This window comes from Burkholderia sp. BCC1640, from assembly GCF_902833125.1.
Taxonomy (GTDB): Bacteria; Pseudomonadota; Gammaproteobacteria; order Burkholderiales; family Burkholderiaceae; genus Burkholderia; species Burkholderia diffusa.
The window spans coordinates 1-23,019 of the sequence record NZ_CADFEF010000021.1; the positions used below are offsets into that span (position 1 = coordinate 1).

The 23,019-nt window shown below is 69.5% G+C and carries 22 protein-coding genes; 8 read left to right on the forward strand and 14 right to left on the reverse strand.

Annotated elements, in window-relative coordinates; all coding sequences use genetic code 11:
• Window positions 1-836 precede the first annotated feature (836 nt).
• Window positions 837-2,480 carry a GMC family oxidoreductase N-terminal domain-containing protein gene (locus tag HWX25_RS21920; protein WP_175910497.1) on the forward strand — a complete coding sequence of 548 codons (1,644 nt, stop codon included), beginning with the start codon at window positions 837-839 and terminating at the stop codon, window positions 2,478-2,480.
• 33 nt (window positions 2,481-2,513) lie between these two features.
• Here the strand turns inward: HWX25_RS21920 and HWX25_RS21925 are convergent, their stop codons facing one another.
• The 6 genes from HWX25_RS21925 to fliF are packed head-to-tail and all read right to left on the reverse strand — an operon-like array spanning window position 2,514 to window position 9,333.
• Window positions 2,514-3,878, reverse strand: coding sequence for a flagellar hook-length control protein FliK (locus tag HWX25_RS21925; RefSeq protein ID WP_175910500.1), 1,365 nt, complete (start codon window positions 3,876-3,878; stop codon window positions 2,514-2,516).
• Window positions 3,879-3,909: 31 nt separating this feature from the next.
• The gene (fliJ, locus tag HWX25_RS21930; protein ID WP_059607431.1) at window positions 3,910-4,368 is read right to left on the reverse strand and encodes a flagellar export protein FliJ; all 459 of its coding nucleotides are present in this window, start codon (window positions 4,366-4,368) and stop codon (window positions 3,910-3,912) included.
• Window positions 4,369-4,373: 5 nt separating this feature from the next.
• Window positions 4,374-5,915 carry a flagellar protein export ATPase FliI gene (gene fliI, locus HWX25_RS21935; protein ID WP_175910502.1) on the reverse strand — a complete coding sequence of 514 codons (1,542 nt, stop codon included), beginning with the start codon at window positions 5,913-5,915 and terminating at the stop codon, window positions 4,374-4,376.
• Complete coding sequence (gene fliH / locus HWX25_RS21940; protein ID WP_059819933.1) at window positions 5,909-6,592, reverse strand: flagellar assembly protein FliH; 684 nt, start codon at window positions 6,590-6,592, stop codon at window positions 5,909-5,911. The genes fliI and fliH overlap by 7 nt, the downstream gene beginning before the upstream one ends.
• Entirely contained in the window at window positions 6,585-7,580 is a 996-nt protein-coding gene (gene fliG / locus HWX25_RS21945; RefSeq protein ID WP_059535009.1) for a flagellar motor switch protein FliG, read from the reverse strand. The genes fliH and fliG overlap by 8 nt, the downstream gene beginning before the upstream one ends.
• Entirely contained in the window at window positions 7,570-9,333 is a 1,764-nt protein-coding gene (fliF, locus tag HWX25_RS21950; protein WP_059819932.1) for a flagellar basal-body MS-ring/collar protein FliF, read from the reverse strand. The genes fliG and fliF overlap by 11 nt, the downstream gene beginning before the upstream one ends.
• 250 nt (window positions 9,334-9,583) lie before the next feature.
• Here fliF and fliE point away from each other — a divergent pair, with 250 nt between their 5' ends.
• The 6 genes from fliE to HWX25_RS21980 all read left to right on the forward strand — a co-directional run bounded on the left by fliE (window position 9,584) and on the right by HWX25_RS21980 (window position 13,616).
• Window positions 9,584-9,928: a flagellar hook-basal body complex protein FliE gene (gene fliE, locus HWX25_RS21955; RefSeq protein ID WP_059448462.1), complete on the forward strand. Its 345-nt coding sequence runs from the start codon at window positions 9,584-9,586 to the stop codon at window positions 9,926-9,928.
• A gap of 175 nt (window positions 9,929-10,103) precedes the next feature.
• Entirely contained in the window at window positions 10,104-10,538 is a 435-nt protein-coding gene (fliS, locus tag HWX25_RS21960) for a flagellar export chaperone FliS (RefSeq protein WP_059819931.1), read from the forward strand.
• Window positions 10,535-10,867 carry a flagellar protein FliT gene (locus HWX25_RS21965; RefSeq protein ID WP_175910504.1) on the forward strand — a complete coding sequence of 111 codons (333 nt, stop codon included), beginning with the start codon at window positions 10,535-10,537 and terminating at the stop codon, window positions 10,865-10,867. The genes fliS and HWX25_RS21965 overlap by 4 nt, the downstream gene beginning before the upstream one ends.
• 75 nt (window positions 10,868-10,942) lie before the next feature.
• Complete coding sequence (locus HWX25_RS21970; protein ID WP_175910506.1) at window positions 10,943-12,298, forward strand: flagellar hook-length control protein FliK; 1,356 nt, start codon at window positions 10,943-10,945, stop codon at window positions 12,296-12,298.
• Window positions 12,295-12,615, forward strand: coding sequence for an EscU/YscU/HrcU family type III secretion system export apparatus switch protein (locus HWX25_RS21975; RefSeq protein ID WP_059535017.1), 321 nt, complete (start codon window positions 12,295-12,297; stop codon window positions 12,613-12,615). The genes HWX25_RS21970 and HWX25_RS21975 overlap by 4 nt, the downstream gene beginning before the upstream one ends.
• A 266-nt stretch (window positions 12,616-12,881) precedes the next feature.
• Window positions 12,882-13,616, forward strand: a complete 735-nt coding sequence (locus HWX25_RS21980; protein ID WP_175910508.1) for a PepSY-associated TM helix domain-containing protein — start codon at window positions 12,882-12,884, stop codon at window positions 13,614-13,616.
• A gap of 63 nt (window positions 13,617-13,679) precedes the next feature.
• On the opposite strand, the gene HWX25_RS21985 is transcribed toward HWX25_RS21980, so the two are convergent.
• From HWX25_RS21985 to HWX25_RS22020, 8 genes are all read right to left on the reverse strand, one after another.
• Complete coding sequence (locus HWX25_RS21985; RefSeq protein ID WP_059607548.1) at window positions 13,680-14,705, reverse strand: XdhC family protein; 1,026 nt, start codon at window positions 14,703-14,705, stop codon at window positions 13,680-13,682.
• 296 nt (window positions 14,706-15,001) lie between these two features.
• A complete protein-coding gene (locus HWX25_RS21990; protein ID WP_175910510.1) occupies window positions 15,002-16,408 on the reverse strand; it encodes an amino acid permease in 1,407 nt (468 codons plus the stop codon).
• A gap of 198 nt (window positions 16,409-16,606) precedes the next feature.
• Window positions 16,607-17,263, reverse strand: a complete 657-nt coding sequence (gene rqpR / locus HWX25_RS21995) for a response regulator transcription factor RqpR (RefSeq protein WP_059468587.1) — start codon at window positions 17,261-17,263, stop codon at window positions 16,607-16,609.
• Window positions 17,264-17,270: 7 nt separating this feature from the next.
• A complete protein-coding gene (gene rqpS, locus HWX25_RS22000; RefSeq protein WP_059819926.1) occupies window positions 17,271-18,086 on the reverse strand; it encodes a quorum system sensor histidine kinase RqpS in 816 nt (271 codons plus the stop codon).
• 414 nt (window positions 18,087-18,500) lie between these two features.
• The gene (locus tag HWX25_RS22005; protein WP_059535031.1) at window positions 18,501-19,271 is read right to left on the reverse strand and encodes a ferredoxin--NADP reductase; all 771 of its coding nucleotides are present in this window, start codon (window positions 19,269-19,271) and stop codon (window positions 18,501-18,503) included.
• A 300-nt stretch (window positions 19,272-19,571) separates the two neighbouring features.
• On the reverse strand, window positions 19,572-20,387 hold the full coding sequence (locus tag HWX25_RS22010; protein ID WP_175910512.1) for an endonuclease/exonuclease/phosphatase family protein: 816 nt from the start codon (window positions 20,385-20,387) through the stop codon (window positions 19,572-19,574).
• 5 nt (window positions 20,388-20,392) lie between these two features.
• On the reverse strand, window positions 20,393-20,881 hold the full coding sequence (locus tag HWX25_RS22015; RefSeq protein WP_175910514.1) for a hypothetical protein: 489 nt from the start codon (window positions 20,879-20,881) through the stop codon (window positions 20,393-20,395).
• Window positions 20,882-21,027: 146 nt separating this feature from the next.
• Complete coding sequence (locus HWX25_RS22020; RefSeq protein WP_175910516.1) at window positions 21,028-21,747, reverse strand: nitroreductase; 720 nt, start codon at window positions 21,745-21,747, stop codon at window positions 21,028-21,030.
• Window positions 21,748-21,974: 227 nt separating this feature from the next.
• Between HWX25_RS22020 and HWX25_RS22025 the strand changes: the two genes are divergently transcribed.
• Window positions 21,975-22,955: an AAA family ATPase gene (locus HWX25_RS22025; protein WP_057924566.1), complete on the forward strand. Its 981-nt coding sequence runs from the start codon at window positions 21,975-21,977 to the stop codon at window positions 22,953-22,955.
• The last annotated feature ends 64 nt before the right edge of the window (window positions 22,956-23,019 follow it).

Sequence of the window (23,019 nt, forward strand, 5' to 3'; positions counted from 1 at the left end):
TGGATCCTCCGGTTGCCGGGAAATGCGTGCATTTTCCACCTGGGCACATCGATGCCGTTGGCCCGTGAGGATCCACCCCTCTTTGCTCTCACGTGCATGGGTGGGACGCGTTCATTTCATTCTCCTCCAGTTGGGCGTGGCACGTCGGCCAGCAGTCAGGCCGCACGTGCCCGCTCGGCGAGCGTGGCGGGGCGGGTCGGGATGGCGCGCGTCGCGCGGCATGGGGCCGGATGCGAGGCACGGGCGAAAACAGGGTGCAGCGTGCGGCAAGCGTCGCATCCGCGCGACGGTGGTCGTGTCCGAAAACGGGATTGCACGGCGAGCGCGTACGGCCGGATGCGATATCCAACCGGTGTGCGATCGCGCGCGGCGGGCACTTGCCGGCGCACCGAAGCAGGGCAGTGCGATGCGCGCGGCGACGCACGCATCGGCAGGGCGTGCGGCTCATGCGACGAGCCGTCCAAACGGTCGGCGATACGTGGCGTCGTTCGATTTCGACCGGCCGCGCGCACGGTGTTGCACGTCACCGTCCGGGCATCCGTTTGAAATGAAATGCGGGCCGCGCGCGGTGCGTCCGGACAACCCGGTCGGCACGCGGCCTGCAGAACGTCGCGCTGCATCGTCGTCTCCCCAGTTTCGCGACGGCGCGGCTTCTGGCGGCCGATGCATCGCGTCGCATCAATCGATACATCTTAAATTTAGTTCACGCGGGCGTTTAGAGGAATCGCTCTTGAATCGGCGTGCCGCGCGCGCGACGGCCATTCCTACAATGCCCGAACATTACAAGCGGGAGCCGGCCGCGCCGGGCGCCGTTCATGACACGAAGGAGACGTGACATGCAATACGACTACATCATCGTCGGCGGAGGGTCGGGCGGTTCGAGCCTCGCCAGCCGCCTCGCCGATGCATGCCCCGACGCGACGATCGCGTTGATCGAGGCCGGCTCGCACACGGAGCGCAACCTGCTCGTCAACATGCCGGTGGGAATCGCGGCGCTCGTGCCGTTCAAGCTCGGCACGAATTACGGTTACGAGACGGTGCCGCAGCCGGGCCTCGGCGGCCGCCGAGGCTATCAGCCGCGCGGGCGCGGAATGGGCGGCTCGAGCGCGATCAACGCGATGATCTACACGCGCGGCCACCCGGGCGACTACGACGAATGGGCGCAACTCGGCGCGACGGGCTGGGGCTGGCAGGACGTGCTGCCGTATTTCCGCCGCGCGGAAGGCAACGCGCGCGGCGCCGATGCATGGCACGGCGCGGACGGCCCGCTGACGGTGTCCGATCTGCGCTTTCGCAATCCGTTCTCCGAACGATTCATCCAGGCGGCGCACGCGGCCGGCTATCCGCTCAACAACGACTTCAACGGCGCGACGCAGGAAGGCGTCGGCTTTTATCAGGTCACGCATCGCGACGGCTCGCGCTGCAGCGTCGCGCGTGCGTACATCTACGACCGCGACCGGCCGAACCTGCACGTGATCACCGATGCGACGGTGCTGCGCGTGGGCTTCGACGGCAAGCGCGCGGTCGGTGTCGTGGTGTCGCGCGACGGACGCGTCGAGACGCTCGGCGCACGCGCGGAAGTGATCCTGTCGGCCGGCGCGTTCAATTCGCCGCAACTGCTGATGTGCTCGGGGATCGGTCCGGCGGAACAGCTGCGACGGCACGGGATCGCCGTCGTGCAGGACGCGCCGGACGTCGGCACCAACCTGATCGACCACATCGACTTCATCATCAACACGCGCGTGAATTCGTCGGAGCTGGTCGGCGTCTGCCTGCGCGGGATCGCGAAGATGACGCCGGCGCTCGCGCGCTACTTTTCGAGCCGCACGGGGATGATGACGAGCAACGTCGCGGAGGCCGGCGGCTTCATCAAGAGCGACCCGTCGCTCGATCGTCCGGACCTGCAGCTGCATTTCTGCACGGCGCTCGTCGACGATCACAACCGCAAGATGCACTGGGGCTTCGGCTATTCGCTGCACGTGTGCGCGCTGCGCCCATTCAGCCGCGGCACGGTCGCGCTGGCGAGCGGCGATACGCGCGACGCACCGCTGATCGATCCGCGCTTCTTCAGCGATACGCGCGATCTCGACCTGCTCGTGCGCGGCGCGCAGGCGATGCGCCGGATCCTGTCGCAGGCGCCGCTCGCGTCGCAGGGCGGGCGCGAGCTGTACACGCGGGCGGATCAAAGCGAAGCCGAGTTGCGCGCGACGATCGTCGCGCATGCCGACACGATCTATCACCCGGTCGGCACCTGCCGGATGGGCTCGGATGCGCGCGCGGTCGTGGATCCGCAACTGCGCGTGCGGGGCGTCGAAGGGCTGCGGGTGGTGGATGCGTCGGTGATGCCGACGCTGATCGGCGGCAACACGAATGCGCCGTCGGTGATGATCGGCGAGCGCGCGGCGGACTTCATCGTCGCGACGCGCCGGGGCGGCGGCGTGCCGCGCAACGAGGCGGCCGCGGCGGCGCACGGCCGCTGAGCGGCGCGCACCGGCACACGACCGACGCGATGCTCAGGCGAACGTATCGACGAGGCCCGCGCGGCTCACGGTCGCGCCGGCCGCTGCGGATTGCGCGGCGTCGACCGGTGCGTCGACGGCTGACGATCCGGCGCGCGCGCGCGGCGACGGCCGGCCGCCGGCGAAGCTTTGCTGCGGGTTCTGCTGCTGCGACGCGAAGCCGCCATCGCTGACGCTCGCGCTGCCCAGGCCGAGCCCGCCCGCTTCCATCGCTTCACGCAGTTTCGGCAGCGCGGCCTCCACCGCGTCGCGCACCTGCGCGTGCTGCGACACGAACAGCGCGTGCGCGTGGTTGTCCGCGACGCGCAGCACGACCTGCAGCGGGCCGAGGTCCGGCGGGTTCAGCGTCAGCTCGGCGCTCTGCTGGTGCGCGTTCGACAGGAACACGACCTTCTGGCTCAGCGCATCGGTCCAGTCGGCGGTGCCGACGTGCGGCGCCAGCACGTGTGCGTTGGCCGCGGCGATCGAGCTTGCGGCGGGCGATGCCTGGAGGTTCGCCTGTGCAGCTGCCGCAGCCGTCGCGGCGGCGGCGACCGTCGCGTCGACGGCCGGGCTGGCGGTTTCTTCGGCGGCCGCGAACGCATGCTGCGCAGCGGGTTGGGCCGTTGCGCCGGCCTGCAGCGCCGGCGCGGTGGCCTGCGTGGGCGCCTGCTGCGTCGCGAGCGCGCCTTTCGCGTCGGCGAGCGTGCGGTCGAAGGTCGGGACTTTCGGCGTCGGCTGTGCGGCGGTGGCCGATGCGGACGTCGTCGCCGCGGGTGCTGCCGCTGTCGCGGCCGTGCCCGACGCGGGCATCGCGATGGCGCCCGCGCCGCCGGTCAGCTTCTGGAGTGCCGCCTGCAGCGTGTCGCGACCCGACACCGGCACGGCAGGTTCGGCGGCCGCATCCTTGCTTGCGTGATTCGTCAGCGCGGCCGTGGCGTCGGGCTGGCCGGACACGGCCGTCGCTGTCGTGGCGGCGGCGGTGGCAGCGGTATCGGCATTGGCCGGCGCCGCGTCGTTCGCGCGCGCCTGCAGTTGCGCCTGCACGGCGGCTGCCGCGGCGAGCGCGGCAGCGTCGGGATTGAGTGTCGCGCTGGCGTCTTCGGTCGACGGGTCGTCGTCGCGGTCGGCGGACTTCGTGCCGGCGGCGGACGTCGACGACGCCTGTTTCGTCGAGGCGTCCGGCTTGTCGGCGGTTGCCGCGTCGTGCCGCGTGACGACGCTTTGCTTCAGCGTCTGCGCGAACGGCATGGCGGCCGGCCCGCTTGCGGCATCGTTGCCGGCGGACTTGGCGGAGGCGGACGAACCCGCGTCGCGGATCGCCTTGAGTGCGGTGCCGGCGGTGTCGAGCAGCACGCCGAGCAGGGGCAGGGGAGGCATGACGATTCTCTCGTTCGAAAGCGGTGAGCGGTTACGCCGAACGGGCCGCGTCGGCCCGCATGCGCAGGATCTTCGCGGCGTGTTCGTCGGCGTCGCGCTGTTCGCGCTTCGCCGTACGCTGGGCTTCCTGCGCGACGCCGCGCGCCTGCAGGATTTCGTATGAACCGACGGTGCGTTTCTTCTGTTGCCAGTTGGGACGCGCCTCGTCGATGCGGACTTCGGCCGCGGCCAGCACGTTGCGCTGCTGCACGATTGCCGCGTCGAGCGTATCGATGAACGCCTGGAAGTTGCGCCAGTTGCCGGCCGGCATCCCGTGTTGCGCGGACTGCGCGAAGCGCGCGTGATACTCGTCGCGATAGCGCAGCAACGCATCGAGCTGGTCGGCGGCCGCGGTGCGGTCGCGCTGCGCGGTGCCGAGCTGCTTCGCGGCCGTGTCGAGATCTTCCTGCGCGCGGTCGAGCAGCAGTTGAAGGGGAAAGCCGTGTGCCATCGGGGTCAGCCTCCGTGTACGTCGAACAGCGCATCGAGCGCGCCGAGGCTCGACGCGAACGGCGCGCATTCGCGAAAGCCCTGCTGCAGGAACGATTCGATGCGCGGGTAGAGCGCGATCGCGCGGTCGAGCTGCGCGTCGCGGCCGGGCGCATAGGCGCCGACCGCGATCAGGTCGCGATTGCGCTGGTAGCGCGACAGCATCTGCTTGAACTGCCGCACGCGGTCGAGATGCGTTTCGTCGATCAGCGCGGTCATCGCGCGGCTGATCGACGCCTCGATGTCGATCGCCGGATAGTGGCCGGCTTCGGCGAGCGCGCGCGACAGCACGATGTGGCCGTCGAGGATCGCGCGCGCCGAATCGGCGATCGGGTCCTGCTGGTCGTCGCCTTCGGTGAGCACCGTGTAGAACGCGGTGATCGAGCCGCCGCCTTCGGGCCCGTTGCCGGTGCGCTCGACGAGCGCGGGCAGCTTCGCGAACACCGACGGCGGATAGCCCTTGGTCGCGGGCGGCTCGCCGATCGCGAGCGCGATCTCGCGCTGCGCCATCGCGTAGCGCGTCAGCGAATCCATCAGCAGCAGCACGTGCTTGCCCTGATCGCGGAAATATTCGGCGAGCGACGTCGCGTACGCGGCGCCCTGCATCCGCAGCAGCGGCGACACGTCGGCCGGCGCCGCGACGACGACGGAGCGCGCGAGCCCGTCCTCGCCGAGGATCTGTTCGATGAATTCCTTCACTTCGCGGCCGCGTTCGCCGATCAGTCCGATCACGATCACTTCCGCGCTGGTGTAGCGCGCCATCGTGCCGAGCAGCACCGACTTGCCGACGCCGGAGCCCGCGAACAGGCCCATCCGCTGCCCGCGGCCGACGGTGAGCAGCGCGTTGATCGCGCGCACGCCGACATCGAGCACGTGGTGGATCGGCTCGCGATCGAGCGGGTTGATCGACGGCGCCGACAGCGGCGCGTCGACCTTCGACGCGAGCGGGCCGAGGCCGTCGAGCGGGCGGCCCGACGCGTCGACGACGCGCCCGAGCATTTCCCAGCCGACCGGCAGCCGTTTCGCGCCCGCGAGCGGATCGGCGACGGGCGCGGCCTCCCGCGGCCACACGCGCGCGCCGGGCAAGACGCCCGCGACGTCGGTGGTCGGCATCAGGAACAGGCGATCGCCGGCGAACCCGACGACTTCCGCTTCCGCATGCGGCAGCGTGCTGCCGGGCGGCAATTCGATCGTGCATTCGGCACCGACCGACAGGCGCAGGCCGATTGCCTCGAGCACGAGGCCCGCGGCGCGCGTGAGGCGCCCGCACGGCCGCAGCGGCAGCGCGCGGTGGCTGCGGGTCGCGAGGCCGTTCAGGTGCGTGCGCCAGTGCGCGAGATGCGGATTGTGCGGCGCGCGCGGCGTGTCGGCCGCGGCGTCCGTTGCGTGCGCCGGCGCGCCGTGCGCGGTGCCGTGCGGACTCTCCGGGCCGAACGACGCGAGCGCGAGTTCGCGCTCGAGCGGCGTCATTCCGTCGTACAGGATCGATTCGGGCGTGGGCGTCACCATGCGCTCACCTTGCCGATCGCGGCGGCGACGCGCTGCCAGCGGGTGGGCAGCGTCGCGTCGACTTCGCCCGTCGCGGCGTGCGCGCGGCAGCCGCCGCGCTCGATCGACGCGTCGGTGCGCACGTTCCAGCCGAGCGTATCGAGATCGTCCTGCAGATAAGCCTCGACGACGGGCAGGTCGGCCGGGTTCACCGCGAGATGCGGCGCGCCGGACAACGCCGGTTCGGCGGCGAGCACGTCGCGCACGGCCGCGACGAGCGCGGCGGGATCGTGCTTCACGTGCTGGCGCACGACCTGCTGCGCGATGTCGAGCGCGAGTTGCGCGAGGTCGGACGCGAGGTCGTGCTCGGCGCTCGACACGGCTTCGCGGAACGACGCGGCGAGCGCCGCGAGCTGCGCGGCCTGTTCGCGGGCTTCGGCCTGGCCGGCCTCGAAACCCTGCTCGCGGCCCTGCTCGAAACCGGCCTGGTAACCCAGTGCCTGGCCTTCGACGTGACCGGCCGCATGGCCTTCGGCATGCGCGGCATCGCGCACGCGCTGCAGTTCCTCGGCGAGCGCGGCGGCGGCCGCAGCCGCGTCGTCGGGCGGCGGCGGGGGCGGCGGCGGATCGAACGACGCCATCTCCCACCGCTGGTACGCGGTGAGGGTGCCGGCGCGGTCGCGCGCGGAATCAGACATAGGCGTCTTCCGCCTTGCCGCCGATCACGATCTGACCGCTTTCGGCGAGGTTGCGCACGATCTGCAGGATGCGGCGCTGCTGCGTCTCGACTTCGGACACGCGCACCGGGCCGCGCGCGTCGAGATCCTCGGCGAGCAGTTCGGCCGCGCGTTGCGACATGTTCGCGAGGAATTTCTGGCGCAGCGCGGGCGGCGCGCCCTTCAGCGCGATGATCAGCGTTTCCGACTCGACTTCCTTCAGCACCATCTGGATCGCGCGATCCTCGAGGTCGAGCAGGTTCTCGAACACGAACATCTGGTCGACGATCTTCTGCGCGAGGTCGGCGTCGTACTGGCGCACGCTTTCGAGCACGCCTTCCTCATGATTGCTCGTCATGAAGTTCAGGATCTCGGCCGCGGTGCGGATGCCGCCCATCGGGCTGCGCTTCAGGTTGTCGCTGCCGGACAGCAGGCCCGTCAGCACGTCGTCGAGCTCGCGCAGCGCGGCCGGCTGGATGCCGTCGAGCGTCGCGATCCGCAGCAGCACGTCGTTGCGCAGGCGCTCGGTGAAGCACGACGCGATCTCGGACGCCTGGTCGCGGTCGAGGTGCACGAGGATCGTCGCGATGATCTGCGGATGCTCGTTCTTGATCAGTTCCGCGACGGCGGCCGAGTCCATCCACTTCAGGCCCTCGATGCCGCTCGTGTCGCTGCCCTGCAGGATCCGGTCGATCAGCACGCCGGCCTTGTCCTCGCCGAGCGCCTTGGTCAGCACCGAGCGGATGTACTCGCTCGAATCGAGCGACAGCGCGGTGTGCTGCTCGGCTTCCTTCGCGAATTCGTGCAGCACGTCCTCGACCTGCTCGCGCGTGACGTTCTTCAGCGCGGCCATCGCGGCGCCGATCTTCTGCACCTCGCGCGGCGCGAGGAACTTGAATACTTCAGCGGCCTCTTCCTCGCCGATCGACATCAGCAGCAGCGCGCTCTTGGTCAGGCCTTCAGCGTTCATCGGACACCCAGTTCTTCACGACGGTGGCGACGATCTTCGGATCCTGGCGGGCGATCGTGCGCGCGTAGTCGAGGTTGCGTTCGTAGCGGTTCTTTTCGTTCTCGAAGCCGAGCAGCAGCGGATCGGGCTCGTCCGGCTGTTCCAGCGCGGGCAGGCCGTCGAGCGCGACCGGATCCTCCGGCGCCGCGAGGGCCGGCGCGGCCGGCTCGGGCGGCGGGAACGCGCGGCGCATCGCCGGGCGTACGAACATGAAATAGAGCGCCGCCGCGGCCGCCGCGATGCCGAGCCACTTCGCGGCTTCCTTCGCCATCGCGATCATGTCCGGCTGGCGCCACCACGGCAGGTCGGCGTACGGATCGTTGACGGTCGAGAACGCGCTGTTCACGACGTTCACCGAGTCGCCGCGCTTCTCGTCGTAGCCCATCGCGTCCTTCACGAGCTGCTCGATCTGCGCGAGCTTCGCGGGCGGCAGCGGCTGCATCGTCACGTGGCCCTTCGCGTCGGCGACCGGCTGGTAGTTGACGACGACGGCCACCGACAGCCGCTTCACGTTGCCCATCGGCTGCTCGACGTGGCGGATCGTCTTGTCGAGCTCGTAGTTGGTCGTCTGGTCCTTGCGGTCGCTGACGGGCGTCGACTGCGGCCCGTTCTGGCCGTTGCCGGCGACGATCGGCGCGGAGGCCGGCTGCGGCGGCGTGTTGGACAGCGCACCCGGCACGCCCGACGCGCCGCCCTGCGCGAGTTCGGTCGCGCTGCTGGTCTGCTGGCTGCGGATCGCGGTCTGCTGCGGCGAGCCGTTCGGGCCGTAGCTTTCCGAGGTCTGCTCGAGCTTCGAGAAATCGATGTCCGCGCTGACTTGCGAGCGCGCGTTGCCGGTGCCGAAGATCGGCGCGAGGATCGCGTCGATGCGCTTCTGCGTGTTGTGCTCGACCTGCTGTACGTACTTGAGCTGGCTCGCGTCGAGGCCGGTGGCCGATGCGGTCTGGGTCAGCAGGTTGCCGTCCTGGTCGACGATCGTGACGTTCTTGGCCGGCATGTCGGGCACGCCGGACGACACCATCCGCGTGATCGCCTGCACCTGGCCCTCGTCGAGCACGCGGCCCGGGTAGAGATCGACGAACACCGACGCGCTCGGCGCTTCCTTGTCGCGCACGAACACCGACGGCTTCGGGATCGCGAGATGCACGCGCGCCGTCTTCACGGCGTTGATCGACTCGATCGTGCGTTGCAGCTCGCCTTCGAGCGCGCGCTGGTAGTTCACCTGCTCGGCGAACTGGCTGATGCCGAATTTCTGGTTGTCCATCAGCTCGAAGCCGACCGAGCCGCCCTTGGGCAGGCCCATCGCGGCGAGCTTCAGGCGCGTTTCGTGCACCTGGTTCGACGGCACGAGGATCGCGCCGCCGGCGTCGGCGAACTTGTAGGGAACGTTTGCCTGCTGGAGCGCGGTAATGATCGCGCCGCCGTCGCGGTCCGACAGGTTGCTGTACAGCACGCGATAGTCGGGCGTGCGGCTCCACAGCACGAGCGCGGTGATCGCGGCGATGGCGAGCGCAACGGCGATCACGAACGGCAGTTTCGGGTTGCCCTTCATCCGCGTGATGCCGGGGATGCGTTCCGCGAAGCCGCCGAACCCGAAGTCCGCGCCGGCGCCGCCTGCTCCCGGCAACGCGGCGGCCGCGGTGGCGCCTGGCACCGGGCTGGCGAGGCCCGTGCGGGCGTCGGGGTTGATCAGCGAGTTGGCCTGCGAATCCATGCGTGGAATTTCTCCGGAGCGGGACGACTGAGCCGCTCGGACGAGCGGACGGACAATGACACGATGCGATTATCGGGACCGGGGCCCGACTCCGATCGACCGAAAAGAGCGGGGTTTCCCCCGTACTTTCGCGGCTTTGGCGCGCGCCGCGCTGCTATCCTTTTTCGCGATCCGGCATGGTGCGCATCGTGCGGCGCCGCCGGACCGCCCGGTGCGTCCGGGTCTCTTCTCTCATATGTCTGGGGACAGCATGGCTGCCAACGTCAGCGGAATCGGTTCGGTGTTGCAACAGATGCAGGCGATGGCCGCGCAGGCGAGCGGCGGCGTCGCGAGCCCGACGGCGGCGCTCGCCGGTTCGGGCGCGGCGACGGCCGGTACGTTCGCGAGCGCGATGAAGGCGTCGCTCGACAAGATCAGCGGCGACCAGAAGCACGCGCTCGGCGAGGCGCAGGCGTTCGAGGTCGGCGCGGCGAACGTGTCGCTGAACGACGTGATGGTCGACATGCAGAAGGCCAACATCGGTTTCCAGTTCGGGCTTCAGGTCCGCAACAAGCTCGTGAGCGCGTACAACGACATCATGCAGATGTCCGTGTGACGCGACCGGCAACCGGGGACGGCCAGGCGCCGACGGGCATCCGCGGGCGGCCGACCGGCGACGGGCCGTGCGCCTAAAGCTTTTCAATTCCCTTCCGATAACTCTGGAACAAGGCCGCGTCATGCATTGCACGGCGGCGGCTACCGCATAGCCAACGCATCACAAGGAGAAGCGCATGTTTTCCCCAGGACACGCTGGAGCCAATGCGTACGCGCGTGTCGGCGTCGAGACGGGGGTGATGGGCGCCTCCCCGCACCGGCTGATCGCGATGCTGTACCAGGGCGCGCGCCAGGCCATCGCGCTCGCGCGCATGCACCTGCAGCAGGGCAACGTGCCCGCACGCGGCGAAGCGATCGGCAAGGCGATCGGGATCGTCGAGAGCGGCCTGCAGGCGTCGCTGAACCGCGACGCGGGCGGCCAGATCGCCGGGCGCCTCGACGCGCTGTATACGTATATCGGCCGGCGCCTGCTGGAAGCCAACATGCATGCCAGCGACGCGATGCTGGTCGAGGTCGACGGGTTGCTCGCGACGCTCGAGGAAGCGTGGACGGGCATCGCTCCGGAAGTCGCGCGCATGGCCGCGCAACAGGCGGCGGGCGCGGCACGATGAATCTCAAGGCCGAATACTTCGCTCGCTACGAGGCGCTTGCGGCCGTGTCGGGCCGCATGCTGTCCGCGGCGCGCGGCGCGCAGTGGAGCGCGCTGCCGGAGTTGCAGGCCGAATTCCTGCGTCTCGTCGACGGGCTGAAGGAGGCCCATCCGGGCGTCGCGCTCGACCAGGCGGACCTCGGCCGCAAGCTGGAGCTGATTCGCCGCATCCTCGCCGACGACGCCGCGATCCGCGACCTCGCGAGCCCGGACGTCGCACGGCTGTCCGCGCTGTTCGAGGCGCGGCGCTCGACCCAGGTATTGACCGATCTCTACCGCGCTCGCGGGTAGTGCCCGTTTGCCGGGGCGGCGGTTGCCGCATGCCCGGCTTCGCAACGATGTCGCTGAGGTGAGCAGGCTCCGATCATGACCGGTATCGACTCCGTTGCGGCCGCCCTGCTGGCGAGTCGCCTCGACAGCCTGCTGACCGGCCCCGTGATCGCGCCCGCAGGCGGCGGCGCGACCGCGCAGGTCGGCACGCCGGGCGCCGGCGCGTCGTCGCCGTCTTCGGCCGGGGCCCCGCCGGCGCCGCCGCCGGCATCCGCGCAGACCGCATTGTCCGATGTCGCGCTCGTGCTCGACGCGATTTCGCGCTCGGGCGGCGTCGCGACGCCCGTGATCGCCGGGCGCACGCCGCTGCTGGCCGATCCCGCCGTGTTGCTGAGCACGGCGGCGGCCGTGCCGCCGGACGGGCAGCCGACCGCCGGTCCGGCTGCGTCCGCCGCCGCGCCTTCCACCGCAACGCCCGCGTCCGACGTCGCGGCCGCGCGCGCTGCGGCGGCCGCGCCGCCCGCCGCGGCGCTGCGTGCGGCGCTCGCGCAGGCCGTCAGCGAAAGCGGCCTCTTTTACGAATCCCATCTCGCGCAGTGGCTGGCCGGCCAGCGCCCGCTCGCCGCGCTGATGCGCGAACCGCAGGCGCGGCTCACGACCGCGCCGGTGCAGCCCGCCCCGGATGCCGCGCAGCACGACGCGCCCGACGTGCTCGACGAACTGCTCGCGCAGCGCCTGCCGCTGCCAACGCCAGCGCGAACCGCCGCGCAGCCGGGCGCGCCCGCGTCGGGCGGTGCGGTGCCGCGCGAGCTTGCACAGAACGCGGCTGCCGCCGCTCGGCAAGGTGCGGCGTCGGCCACGGCCGCGACGACCGCCCCGCTCGGCGATCGCCCGGACACGCGCTGGACGCCCGCGCGCGCCGAACTGGCCGCCGCGTCGGCCGATCCGCAGACGCAGACGCCGGCTGCCGTGCATCCTGCCGCCGTGCCGATCGTCCGGCAGCAGCTCGATGCGCTCGCGACCGATCAGTTCCGCTGGGCAGGTGAGGCATGGCCCGGCGCGCGGCTCGACTGGACGATCGAGCCCGACGATCCGGGCGGCCACGCGTCGCGCGGCGGCGACGACGCAGGCGACGGGATCGCATGGCGCACGCGGCTGACGCTCACGTTGCCGTCGCTCGGCACGGTCGACGCGGAGCTGGTGCTGAACGGCGCGCAGCTCGTCGCGCGACTGCGTGCGAATTCGGCTGGCGCCGACCGGCTCACGCGGAACGAGGCCGCGCTACGGCAGCGGTTCGAGGGATCGGGGCTGCAGCTCGGCGGACTGTCGATTCGTGCGGTCGGCGACGAACCGGACGGCTTCGACCCGCTCGTCGCGCAGGCGGCCGCCGCCGCATATGCGCGCAGCGCGGCCGGCGGCACGCCGGGCGCCGACGACGAGGTGCCGCGATGAGCATGACGTCCCGCAAGCGCGCGGCCGCGCTCGTCTACGATCCGAAGGGAGGCGATACCGCGCCGCGCGTGGTCGCGAAGGGGTACGGCTTGCTCGCCGAGATGATCGTCGCCCGTGCGCGGGATGCCGGGCTGTACGTGCATACCGCGCCGGAGATGGTATCGCTGCTGATGCAGGTCGATCTCGACGACCGGATTCCGCCGCAGCTTTACCAGGCCGTCGCCGATTTGCTGGCATGGCTGTACGCGCTCGATCGAACCGAGCCCGGGCCGGGCGACGCCGCCCCGCATTTTCCGCTACCGCCGCTGCGCCGCTGAGCGTTCGCCGCGCCGTTTTTCTTGCGAAATGCCGTCCCGGACTTTCGCGATCATTTCACCGGCATTTCTCTTTTATCGACCTGGATCGGCGTGCAATTTGCGCGCTTCGTCGGTTATCGCCGGATTGTCTTGTCGGCCCGGCGTGCGCCGGCGGATTGAGCGGACGCACCATTTGTGTAATGATATCCATTCTCATTTTCATGTTAACCGGGCGGCGCATGTTTTCCGTGCGCCGCCCGTTGCTTTGAACGAATGGACACTCTCGCGTGAACGCGCCCGAAACGATCGCCCCGCCGCAGGCGGGCAGGCCCATCGCGGGCGTCACCGTGCTGCATCCGGCCGCACGGCCCCTGAGCGACGCCGAACTGGCGGCGCGCCGCCAGCGCTCGCGGCGCGCGACCTTCATCAAATGGCTGCGCAAGGTGCATGGCTGGGTCGGGCTCTGGGGCGCGGTGCTCGGGCTGCTGTTCGGCGTGACGGGCGTGCTGCTCAACCACCGTGCGCCGCCGCTGAAGATCCCGACCGGCGAGCCGCAGGTCGAGCAGATGCAGATCGCATTGCCGGACCCGGCGCCGAAGTCGCCGGCCGCGATGACGAAGTGGCTGCAGCACGAACTGCACTTCGACGGCCGGCCGGGCCGCGTGCGCAAGGAGCCCGCGCAGCCGGTCGCCTGGGGCGACAAGCGCGTGATGCAGCCGGAGCACTGGCAGATGGGCCTGTTCGGTCCGCACCAGAACCTCCAGGCCGAATACTGGGTCGGCAACGGCTACGTATCGGTGAAGCGCACCGGCAATACGTTCCTGACGACGCTGAACAACCTGCATCGCGGCGTCGGCATGAATCTCGGCTGGGTGCTGCTGATGGACACGATCGCGGGTTCGCTGATCCTGTTGTCGCTGACGGGCGTGCTGCTGTGGACGGAGCTGAACAAGCGGCGCACGGTCGGCGTCGTATTGGTGGTCGGCTCCGTCGCCGCGGCGCTCGCCGCGGGTCTCGCCTGACGTCACCCTCGACGCGCGCCGGTTTCCTGCCGGCACAGCCATGCGCCGCGGAGGCGTCCGGCCTCAGAGGCCGCAGGTCGCGCCGCTGTTTGCCGCGATCTCGCGGGCGGCCTTCGCGCCTTCGACCTGCAGGATCGTCGGCAGCGACACGTTGTTCTTCGCGGCCGTGATCTCGGCGAGGATCGAGATCGCGATTTCCGGCGGCGTGCGGCTGCCGATGTAGATGCCGGCCGGCCCGTGCAGCCGCGCCAGTTCCGCCTCGCTCAGGTCGAATTCGAGCAGCCGCTCGCGCCGGGCCGCGTTGTTGCGTCGCGAGCCGAGCGCGCCCACGTAGAACGCGGGCGTCTTCAGCGCCTCCATCAGCGCGAGATCGTCGAGCTTCGGGTCGTGCGTGAGCGCGATCACGGCCGAACGCGCGTCGAGCTTCATGTCGAGCACCGTGTCGTCGGGCATCGTGTGCACGACGCGCGTGCCCGTCACGTCCCACGCATCCGTGTACTCCTCGCGCGGATCGCAGACCGTCACCTGGTAATCGAGCCCGACCGCGATCTGGCACAGATAGCGCGACAACTGTCCCGCGCCGATCACGAGCATCCGGTAGCGCGGCCCGTGGATCGTCACGAGCCGGTCGCCGTCGAACGCGAGCCCGTCGGTCGCCTGCGCGGGCGACAGCGACGCGCGGCCGGTCGCGAGCGTCATCGTGCGCGTGACGAGGCGGCCGGCCTCGACTTCCGCGCACAGCGCGGCGATCCCGCTGTCGGGCGTGAGCGGCTCCAGCACGAGCTGGATCGTGCCGCCGCAGGGTAGCCCGAAGCGGTGCGCTTCCTCGGCCGTCACGCCGTACTTGACGGCTTCCGGGCGTGCATCGGCCGCGATGCCGCTTGCGTGCACGCGGGCGATCAGGTCGTCCTCGATGCAGCCGCCGGACACGGAGCCGACCACCAGGCCGTCCTCGCGCACCGCGAGCATCGCGCCTTCGGGGCGGGGCGATGAGCCCCACGTCTTCACGACCGTGACGAGCAGCACGCGGCGCCCTTCGTCGAGCCAGCGCGCGCTGGATTTCAGTACATCGAGATCGACGCTTTCCATCATCCTGTTCCTGTTGCCGGACGGCCCGCCGGGCCGGGCCGTCGTTCGATGGCCGGATTATGAACCGCTCGGCGCGCGCGCGCTGGCAGCGTGCAAATCGTGTGGGCAAATCCGGACGATCGGGCAAGAAATCGCGACGATCGGGCAGCGATCGCGCGCGTGCGGGGCGTGCGTGCGGGGCGCGGCGGCGCCGATGGCCGGGCCGGCTCCGGCGGGGATGAGGCGCGCACGGGGCCGGTGACGGCCCGGCGTGGCGTCGTGCCGCTGCGCGCGGCGTGCGCGCGCAGCGACGGCGGTCAATGTGCGTCGTGCTGACCGTGCGCGAGCTTCGAGTGATGCCGCGAATACAGGAAGTAGATCACGAGGCCGATCACGAGCCAGATGCCGAACGCGGCCCACGTGACGGGCTGCAGGTTCAGCATCAGGAACAGGCATGCGCCGACCGCGAGGATCGGCACCACCGGCACGCCCGGGCAGCGGAACGCGCGCGGCAGTTCCGGGTGCGTGCGGCGCAGCACCAGCACCGCGATCGACACCATCGAGAACGCGGCGAGCGTGCCGATGTTGATCAGCTCGGCGAGCACGTTGAGCGGCACGAGCGCGGCGATCAGCCCGAAGAACAGGCCGACGAGCCAGGTCGTCAGGAACGGCGTCGCATAGCGCGGATGCACGCGCGACAGCGCCGCCGGCAGCAGGCCGTCGCGCGACATCGCGAAGATGATCCGCGTCTGGCCGTAGCTCATCACGAGGATCACGGTCAGCATGCCGAGCACCGCGCCGAGATCGATGAAGCCCGCGACCCACTTCTCGCCGGCGATCTGCAGCGCATACGAGATCGGATGCGACACGTTCGCGTACTGCGCCGACGGCACGATGCCGGTCGCGACCGCCGCGACCGTCACGTACAGCACCGCGCAGACCGCGAGCGACGCGATGATGCCGATCGGCAGGTCGCGTTTCGGATTCTTCACTTCCTCGGCCGCCGACGATACGGCGTCGAAGCCGATGAACGCGAAGAACATCACGGCCGCTGCGCCGAACACGCCGTTCCAGCCGTGCGGCATGAACGGCTTCCAGTTCGCGGGCGTGACGTGGAAGACGCCGACCGCGATCACGAGCAGCACGACCGACACCTTGATGAACACCATGACGTTGTTGATGCGAGTCGACTCGCGGATGCCGATCGACAGCAGCGTCGTGATCACCAGCATCACGAGGAACGCCGGCAGGTTGAACCACGTGACGACACCCGGGATCGCGCCGGGCGCGGCCGTCAGCACGGTCGGCAGCGTGAGCCCGAAGCCCTGCAGCAGCGATTGCAGGTAGCCCGACCAGCCGACCGACACGGCCGACGCCGCGAGGCCATATTCGAGCATCAGGTCCCAGCCGATGATCCAGGCGACGAGCTCGCCGAGCGTCGCGTACGAGTACGTGTAGATCGAGCCCGCGACCGGAATCGTCGACGCGAATTCGGCGTACGACAGCGCCGCGAGGCCGCACGCGATCGCGGCGATCACGAACGACAGCATCAGCGCGGGGCCGGCCTGCACGGCGCCCGTGCCGGTCAGCACGAAGATGCCGGTGCCGATGATCGCGCCGATGCCGAGGAAGGTGAGGTCGATGGCGCCGAGCGCTTTCTTGAGCCCGGCGCCGTGCGCGCCGGCGATCATGCGATCGACGTTTTTCTTGCGGAAGAAGGACATTGCGGATGAGTTTCCAGCGCGCGCGAGCGCGGCGGCACCGAGTGAGTGAAAACCCGTAATTTTAGCCGATTTGGCGTGGAAGACCCGCTGCGGCGCAGCGCTGCGCTCGGGAATCGTCCGATAAAACAAGTGCTTGTGTGCGGCGTTCGGCGCGCCGGGGCCGGCGTGGAGCCGGCCGGGTGCAGCGAGGACGAAGAATCAGGCGCCCGACGCGGGCGCCATGTCGACGAGCCGGTTGCTCATCACGTAGAACGTCAGTTCCGCATTGTTCGACAGCCGCATCTTCTCGAGCAGCCGCGACCGGTACACGCTGACCGTCTTCACCGACAGAGACAGCGTGTTCGCGATGTCGGTGAGGCGCTTGCCCGATGCGAGCATGCAGAGCGTCTGGTATTCGCGGTCGGACAGCTTCTCGTGCGGCAGCGGTTCGTTCTCGAACGACACGTATTCGGCGAGCGCCTCGGCCATCGCCGGGCTCACGTACTTGCGGCCGGCCGCGACCTGCTGGATCGCGCCGATCATCTGCGCGGCATTCACCGTCTTCGACAGGTAGCCGGCCGCGCCGGCCTTCAGCGCGCGCACCGCGTACTGGTCCTCGCGGTACATCGAGAACATCAGCACCGGCGCGCCCGGCAGCTTGCGCTTGATGCGCTTGAGCACCTCGATGCCATTCGTGTCCGGCAACGAGATGTCGAGCAGGATCACGTCGAAGGCCTCGCGGTCGACGGCCGCCACCGCATCGCTGCCGGTCTCGGCCTCGGTCACGTTACGCGCGATGCCGCGGTCGATCAGCAAGTGGCGGATCCCTTGACGGACGATCGCGTGATCGTCGACGAGCAGGATGTTCAGGCTCATGACGGCCTCACGAAAGCGACGCGCGGCGCGCGGCCGCCGGCACCGCGAACAGCGAGTCCCACGCGAAGCGCGCGGTGACGCGCGTGCCGCGGCCCGCTTCCGGTGCGCTCGCGTCGAAGCTGCCGCCGAACGCCTCGCAGCGTGCGCGCATCCCGGCGAGGCCGTAGCCGGTGCGCCGGCTACGCGCGAAACCGGTCCCATCGTCGGTGACGATCAGGGACATATGCGAGTCGTCGGTGTCGATCTGCACGTCGACGGACGTCGCGCGCGCATGCTTCGCGACGTTCGACAGCGCTTCCTGCGCGACGCGGAAGATCGCGAGCGCGCCGGCGCCGCCGAGTTGCGTGAGCCGTGCGTCGGCCGCGCAGACGAAGCTCGTGCGCAGGCCGGTGCGGGCCGTGTGGCTGTCGACCCACGCCGACAGGGCGCCGACGACGCCGCCGTCGAGTGCCGGCGTGTCGCGCTCGTCGATCAGCCGGCGGTTGGCGTCGGTGGCGGAGTCGAGCGCCTGCTGCGCCAGCTCGAGCGCGCGCAGGCAGCCGTCCGGCGCATTGGCCGGCAGCCACGTTTGAACGTTTGCGAGCGCGAAACGTGCGGCGGTGAGTTCGGCGCCGAGTCCGTCATGCAGCTCGCCGGCGAGATGGCGGCGGGCCGCCTCGTCGGCAACCATCAACTGGAGGGACAGCGCCGCGATCCGTGCGGCGGACGTGTCGCGTTGGGGCAGGGCTTCGGCCACGGGCGCGGCCGCGTCGCAGCCGTGCACGAGCGGCTGCGACGGGAACGGGGCATGAGCGCCCGTGGGCGCGTTGAGCGACGTATCCATGACTCTCCCTGCTGTCAGAAAGCGGTTCAGACACCGGCTGGCTGCGTGGATCGGCTGCCGTTTCGATGACGGCCGCCGCCAGAGAATCGCCCCGTGCCGAGGTAACAAAAGTTACATCTTGTAACGTTTGAGTCCGACCCTCCAATGGTCGCCCGATCGGCGGCCACGCGGGCGAATAATATCTCAAAAATTTGGAAAACGTCATGCTGGGCGGACATTTAAGGGTAAATGTGAATAATCCGAGCGAAGCTGTTGTAGGAAAAACACTGACGCGAAAGCACACGGATCGCCCGTATCCAAATGTAACGATTTGACATGAAATGATCGTGGCTTGTTACGAATTCGCCAAGTGGGGACGAAAAAAAACCGGAGCTTTTGCTCCGGTTCTTGATGTGGCACAAATTCGGGGTTCGATCAGTCCACGAATGCGCGTTCGATCACGTAGTGACCCGGCGCGCTGTTCTTGCCTTCGACCAGGCCGGCTTGCTTCAGCAGGTCCGTCGTGTCCTTCAGCATCGCGGTGCTGCCGCACAGCATCACGCGGTCGTTTTCCGGCGAGAACGCCGGCACGCCGAGGTCCGTGAACAGCTTGCCCGTCGCGATCAGGTCAGTGATCCGGCCCTCGTTGTCGAACGCCTCGCGCGTGACCGTCGGGTAGTAGACGAGCTTTTCCTTGATGATGTCGCCGAGGTACTCGTGGCCCGGCAGGTCGTGCTTGATGTAGTCCATGTACGCCAGCTCGCCCTTCAGGCGGCAGGTGTGCGTCAGGATGACCTTGTCGAAGCGTTCGTAGATGTCCGGATCGCGGATGATCGACATGAACGGTGCGAGGCCCGTGCCGGTCGACAGCATCCACAGCGTCTTGCCCGGCAGCAGGTTGTCGGCGACGAGCGTGCCGGTCGGCTTCTTGCCGATCAGCACCGAGTCGCCCACCTTCAGGTGCTGCAGGCGCGACGTCAGCGGGCCGTTCTGGACCTTGATGCTGAAGAATTCGAGGTGCTCTTCGTAGTTCGGGCTGACGATCGAGTAGGCACGCGCGAGCGGCTTGCCGTCGACCTCGAGGCCGACCATCGTGAATTCGCCGTTGTTGAAGCGCAGGCTCGGCTCACGGGTGCAGGTGAAGCTGAAAAGCGTGTCGGTCCAGTGATGGACGGATTGGACGGTGGCGGTGTCGTATTTGCTCATGGCTTTGAAAACGGACGCGCGTAGCGGACGCGTGTAACGGGCCCAAAAACGGGCAAAAAAACCGAGTGCGTCGGTCCGATCGCGGATCGGCCGGCCGGCGCGTCGGACACGCGCCTTCTCGATGACAGACGATTGAGGAACTCGTTATTTTACCCTGCTTGGAGCAGATGCGGGCTTGACCCGCGCGGCCGCGCGGATTTGGCGCAACGAAATCTTGCAACCGGCTTTCATCGACCGGCCGCGAGCTTCGCGCACAGCGCGACGAGCGTGGTGCGGGGCACAGCGCGCCGCGCTACCGCGTCACTGCGGATCGAGGCGCAGCCGCGCGATATACGGCAGGTGATCCGACAGCCACGCGGTTTCGCCGGACGGCGCCTGCCATTCGAGCGGCGTCAGCCCGCGCACGAACATCTTGTCGAGCGCGAGCGCCGGGGAGAACGCGGGGAACGTGCGGCCCGACTGGCCGAGCAGCGTGGCGACCTCGGACAGCCCGATCTCGCCGAACAGCGCGACCGAATCATTGCGCCAGTCGTTGAAGTCGCCGGCGAGCACGAGCGGGTCGTCGCCCGCGTTGCGCACGATCCAGTGCGCGATCCAGTGCATCTGACGCAGCCGCGCCGCGCGCGTGAGCGCGAGGTGCGCGCACAGCAGCGTGACGGGCCGTGCGCCCGCGAGCGTCGCGCGCGCGACCAGCAGCCCGCGCCGCTCGAAGCGGTGCGCGGAGATGTCCCAGCGGCCGCCGAGGTCGAGCGGATGCGGCGACAGGATCGCGTTGCCGTGCCGCCACGACGGCTTGAACACGTTCGGTCCGAGCGCGATCTGCCAGTCGAGTGCCTGCGCGATCTCGGTGGCCTGGCAATGCCACACGTCGTCGACCGCGTCGTCCATCGGCGCGCCGAAGCCGGCGGCGAGCATCGGGCGCGGCATGCGGCGCGCCATCGCCTCCTGCAGGAAATACACGTCGGCGTGCGTCGACTGCATCCAGTTGCGCATCGCGTTCCATGCGGTGAAGCCGAGCGGCGAGCGGCCCTTGTGCAGGTTCCAGCTGACCGCGGTGATTTCGTCGGGCGCGGCGTGCGGTTCGGCGAACGGCAAGGACAGGGCGTCGGCGGACATGGCGCTCAGTCCCTCGCGACGTGCGCGCGCACGCGGTAGACGAGATGCGGGCGCTGCTCGACGAGCGTCCAGTCGGTCCATGCATCGCCGCCGACCGACAGCCCCGGATGGCTCGCGACGATCTGCCGCGGCGACGCGGGCAGGCACGGATCGCTGCGCGTCGCGTTTTCGTCGTCGAGGGTTTCCTGCACGTCGAGCGCGAGCGATACCGTGTGCGCGGCGTCGTCGACGGTGAGCGGCGCGACCGTCACCGAGCGCGAGCGCTCGGTCGGCACGACGCGCGCGGCATTGCCGCAGCCGACGGGCACGGCGGACGGATAGCGATGGGTGTCGGTACGGGATTGACCCACGGTGGTGCGCTGCTGGAACGTGTCGATCGTCTGACCGTCGCGCACCACCTGGATCTCCCACGCGACGACGGCTGGGGCGGGGCTCTGCGCATGGGCCGCGAGCGCGGCGCTCGCGAGCAGGACGGCCAGGCCGTGTTTCAGCATGAAACTTCTCCGGAAACGCGGGGTAGCGGGGAACGGACGCACATCTTACGCCCGATCGATTTGGACGGTGGTGTGACAGGACGCATCGCCGCAGGTTCGCAGCACGATCCGGTCCTGATCAAAAGGTAGGTACGCGTCACGCGTTTTCAAGCGAAAAAGCGCGCGAATTCGGCGACGCTCGCGCGCTCGGTGACGAGGCGGTTCTCGATCGCGTCCGGGTCGGCATGGCCGAGCGACATTCCGCAGACGAGCTGCTCGTTGGCCGGCATGCCGAGATGCTCGGCGACGATCCGGTGGAACGGCACGAACGCGGCCTGCGGGCAGGTGTCGAGGCCCCGTGCGCGCGCGGCCGTCATCACGCCCTGCAGGAACATGCCGCAGTCGAGCCATGCACCGTGCGTCATCACGCGGTCGAGCGTGAAGAACAGTGCGACGGGCGCATCGAAGAAGCGGAAGTTGCGCGCGTGCTGCGCGTGCATGCGGGCCTTTTCGTCGCGGCCGATGTTCAACAGACCGTACAGGTCCCAGCCGACCTTGCGGCGCCGGTCGATATACGGCGACACCCATTCGCGCGGATAGTAGTCGTACTCGGCGACGTATTTCTCGTCGCGCGCCGGATCGTCGTACGCGGCGGTGAGCGCCGCGGCGAGTGCGTCGCGGGTCGCGCCGGTTGCGACGTACACGCGCCACGGCTGGATGTTGGTGCCAGACGGCGCGCGGCTCGCGGCTTCGAGGATCGCCTCGAGCGTGTCGCGCGGCACGGGTGTCGGCAGGAACGCGCGAATCGCGCGGCGCGACTTGAGCGCGGCGTCGACGGCGTGGATCGCATCGGTGTCGACGCGCGGGACGGCAGCGGGGATGGACATCGGCATACCTTCAAGACGAAGCGCACGGCGCCGCGCGGGCACCGTGGCGAGGCCGGCGCGGCGGCCGGTGAACGTTCGATCATACGCCGCGCGGCGCTGCGCTGCAGCGCGCGCGCAGTGTTAGCAGCAGACCGGGACGGCTGCTTGCTTGCACGCCGATGCGGGATCGCTACACTGAAATCGTAAGGGTCTGATGGTCGTGTGACGGTAGCGGTAGCGAGGTTGGTATGACGACGGCGATGGTGAAACAGGAACTGGCGGTGGCGTCCTTCAGCACGGTGTACGACCTCGAGCAGGTCGAGACCGCGTTGAACGACCTGAACGAGAGCGCGAGCGACGCACTGCGCGCCACCTACGAGCGCATGCTCAAGACCGGCAATCTGCGCTTTTGCGTGAAGCCGAACCGGATGCCGTCGTTCGACGAACTCGGCGACGCGCTGCCCAATTTCACCGAGCCGCTCGACGACGTGCGCAAGCAGGTCGCGCTATGCCTCGAGACGGACGACCGGCTCGAACTCATGCCGATCCTGCTGCTCGGGCCGCCCGGTATCGGCAAGACGCATTTCGCGAAGGCGCTCGCGCAGTTGCTCGGCACCGCGTATCACTACGTGCCGATGAGTTCGTTGACTGCTGGCTGGATCCTGTCGGGCGCGTCGTCGCAATGGAAGAACGCGAAGCCCGGCAAGGTGTTCGATGCGCTCGTCAACGGCAGCTATGCGAACCCGGTGATCGCGGTCGACGAGATCGACAAGGCCGGCAGCGACGCGCAATACGATCCGCTCGGCGCGCTGTACGCGTTGCTCGAACACGATACCGCGCGCGCGTTCGTCGACGAATTCGCCGAAGTGCCGATCGATGCGGGCAACGTGATCTGGGTCGCGACCGCGAACGATGCGCAGGCGATTCCGGAGCCGCTGCTGAACCGGATGAACGTGTACGAGATCGCGCCGCCGGACGCGGCCGGCGCGCGCCGGATCGCGCAGACGATCTACGACGAGATCCGCACGTCGCACGCGTGGGGGCGGCGCTTCCCCGACACGCTCGACGACGACGCACTCGACGTGCTGGCCGCGACGCCGCCGCGCACGATGCGCCGTGCGCTGCTGCATGCGTTCGGCGCCGCGCGGCTCGACGGCCGCGACGTGATCGCACCGTCCGACATCCGCGCCGACGAGGGCGCGGCGAAGCGCCGGCCGATCGGATTCTGAGCCGGCGGCGCGCGCTTCGCCGCGACCTGTACGCGTCGCGCCCAGCCGCGCCGCGCGACGCGTA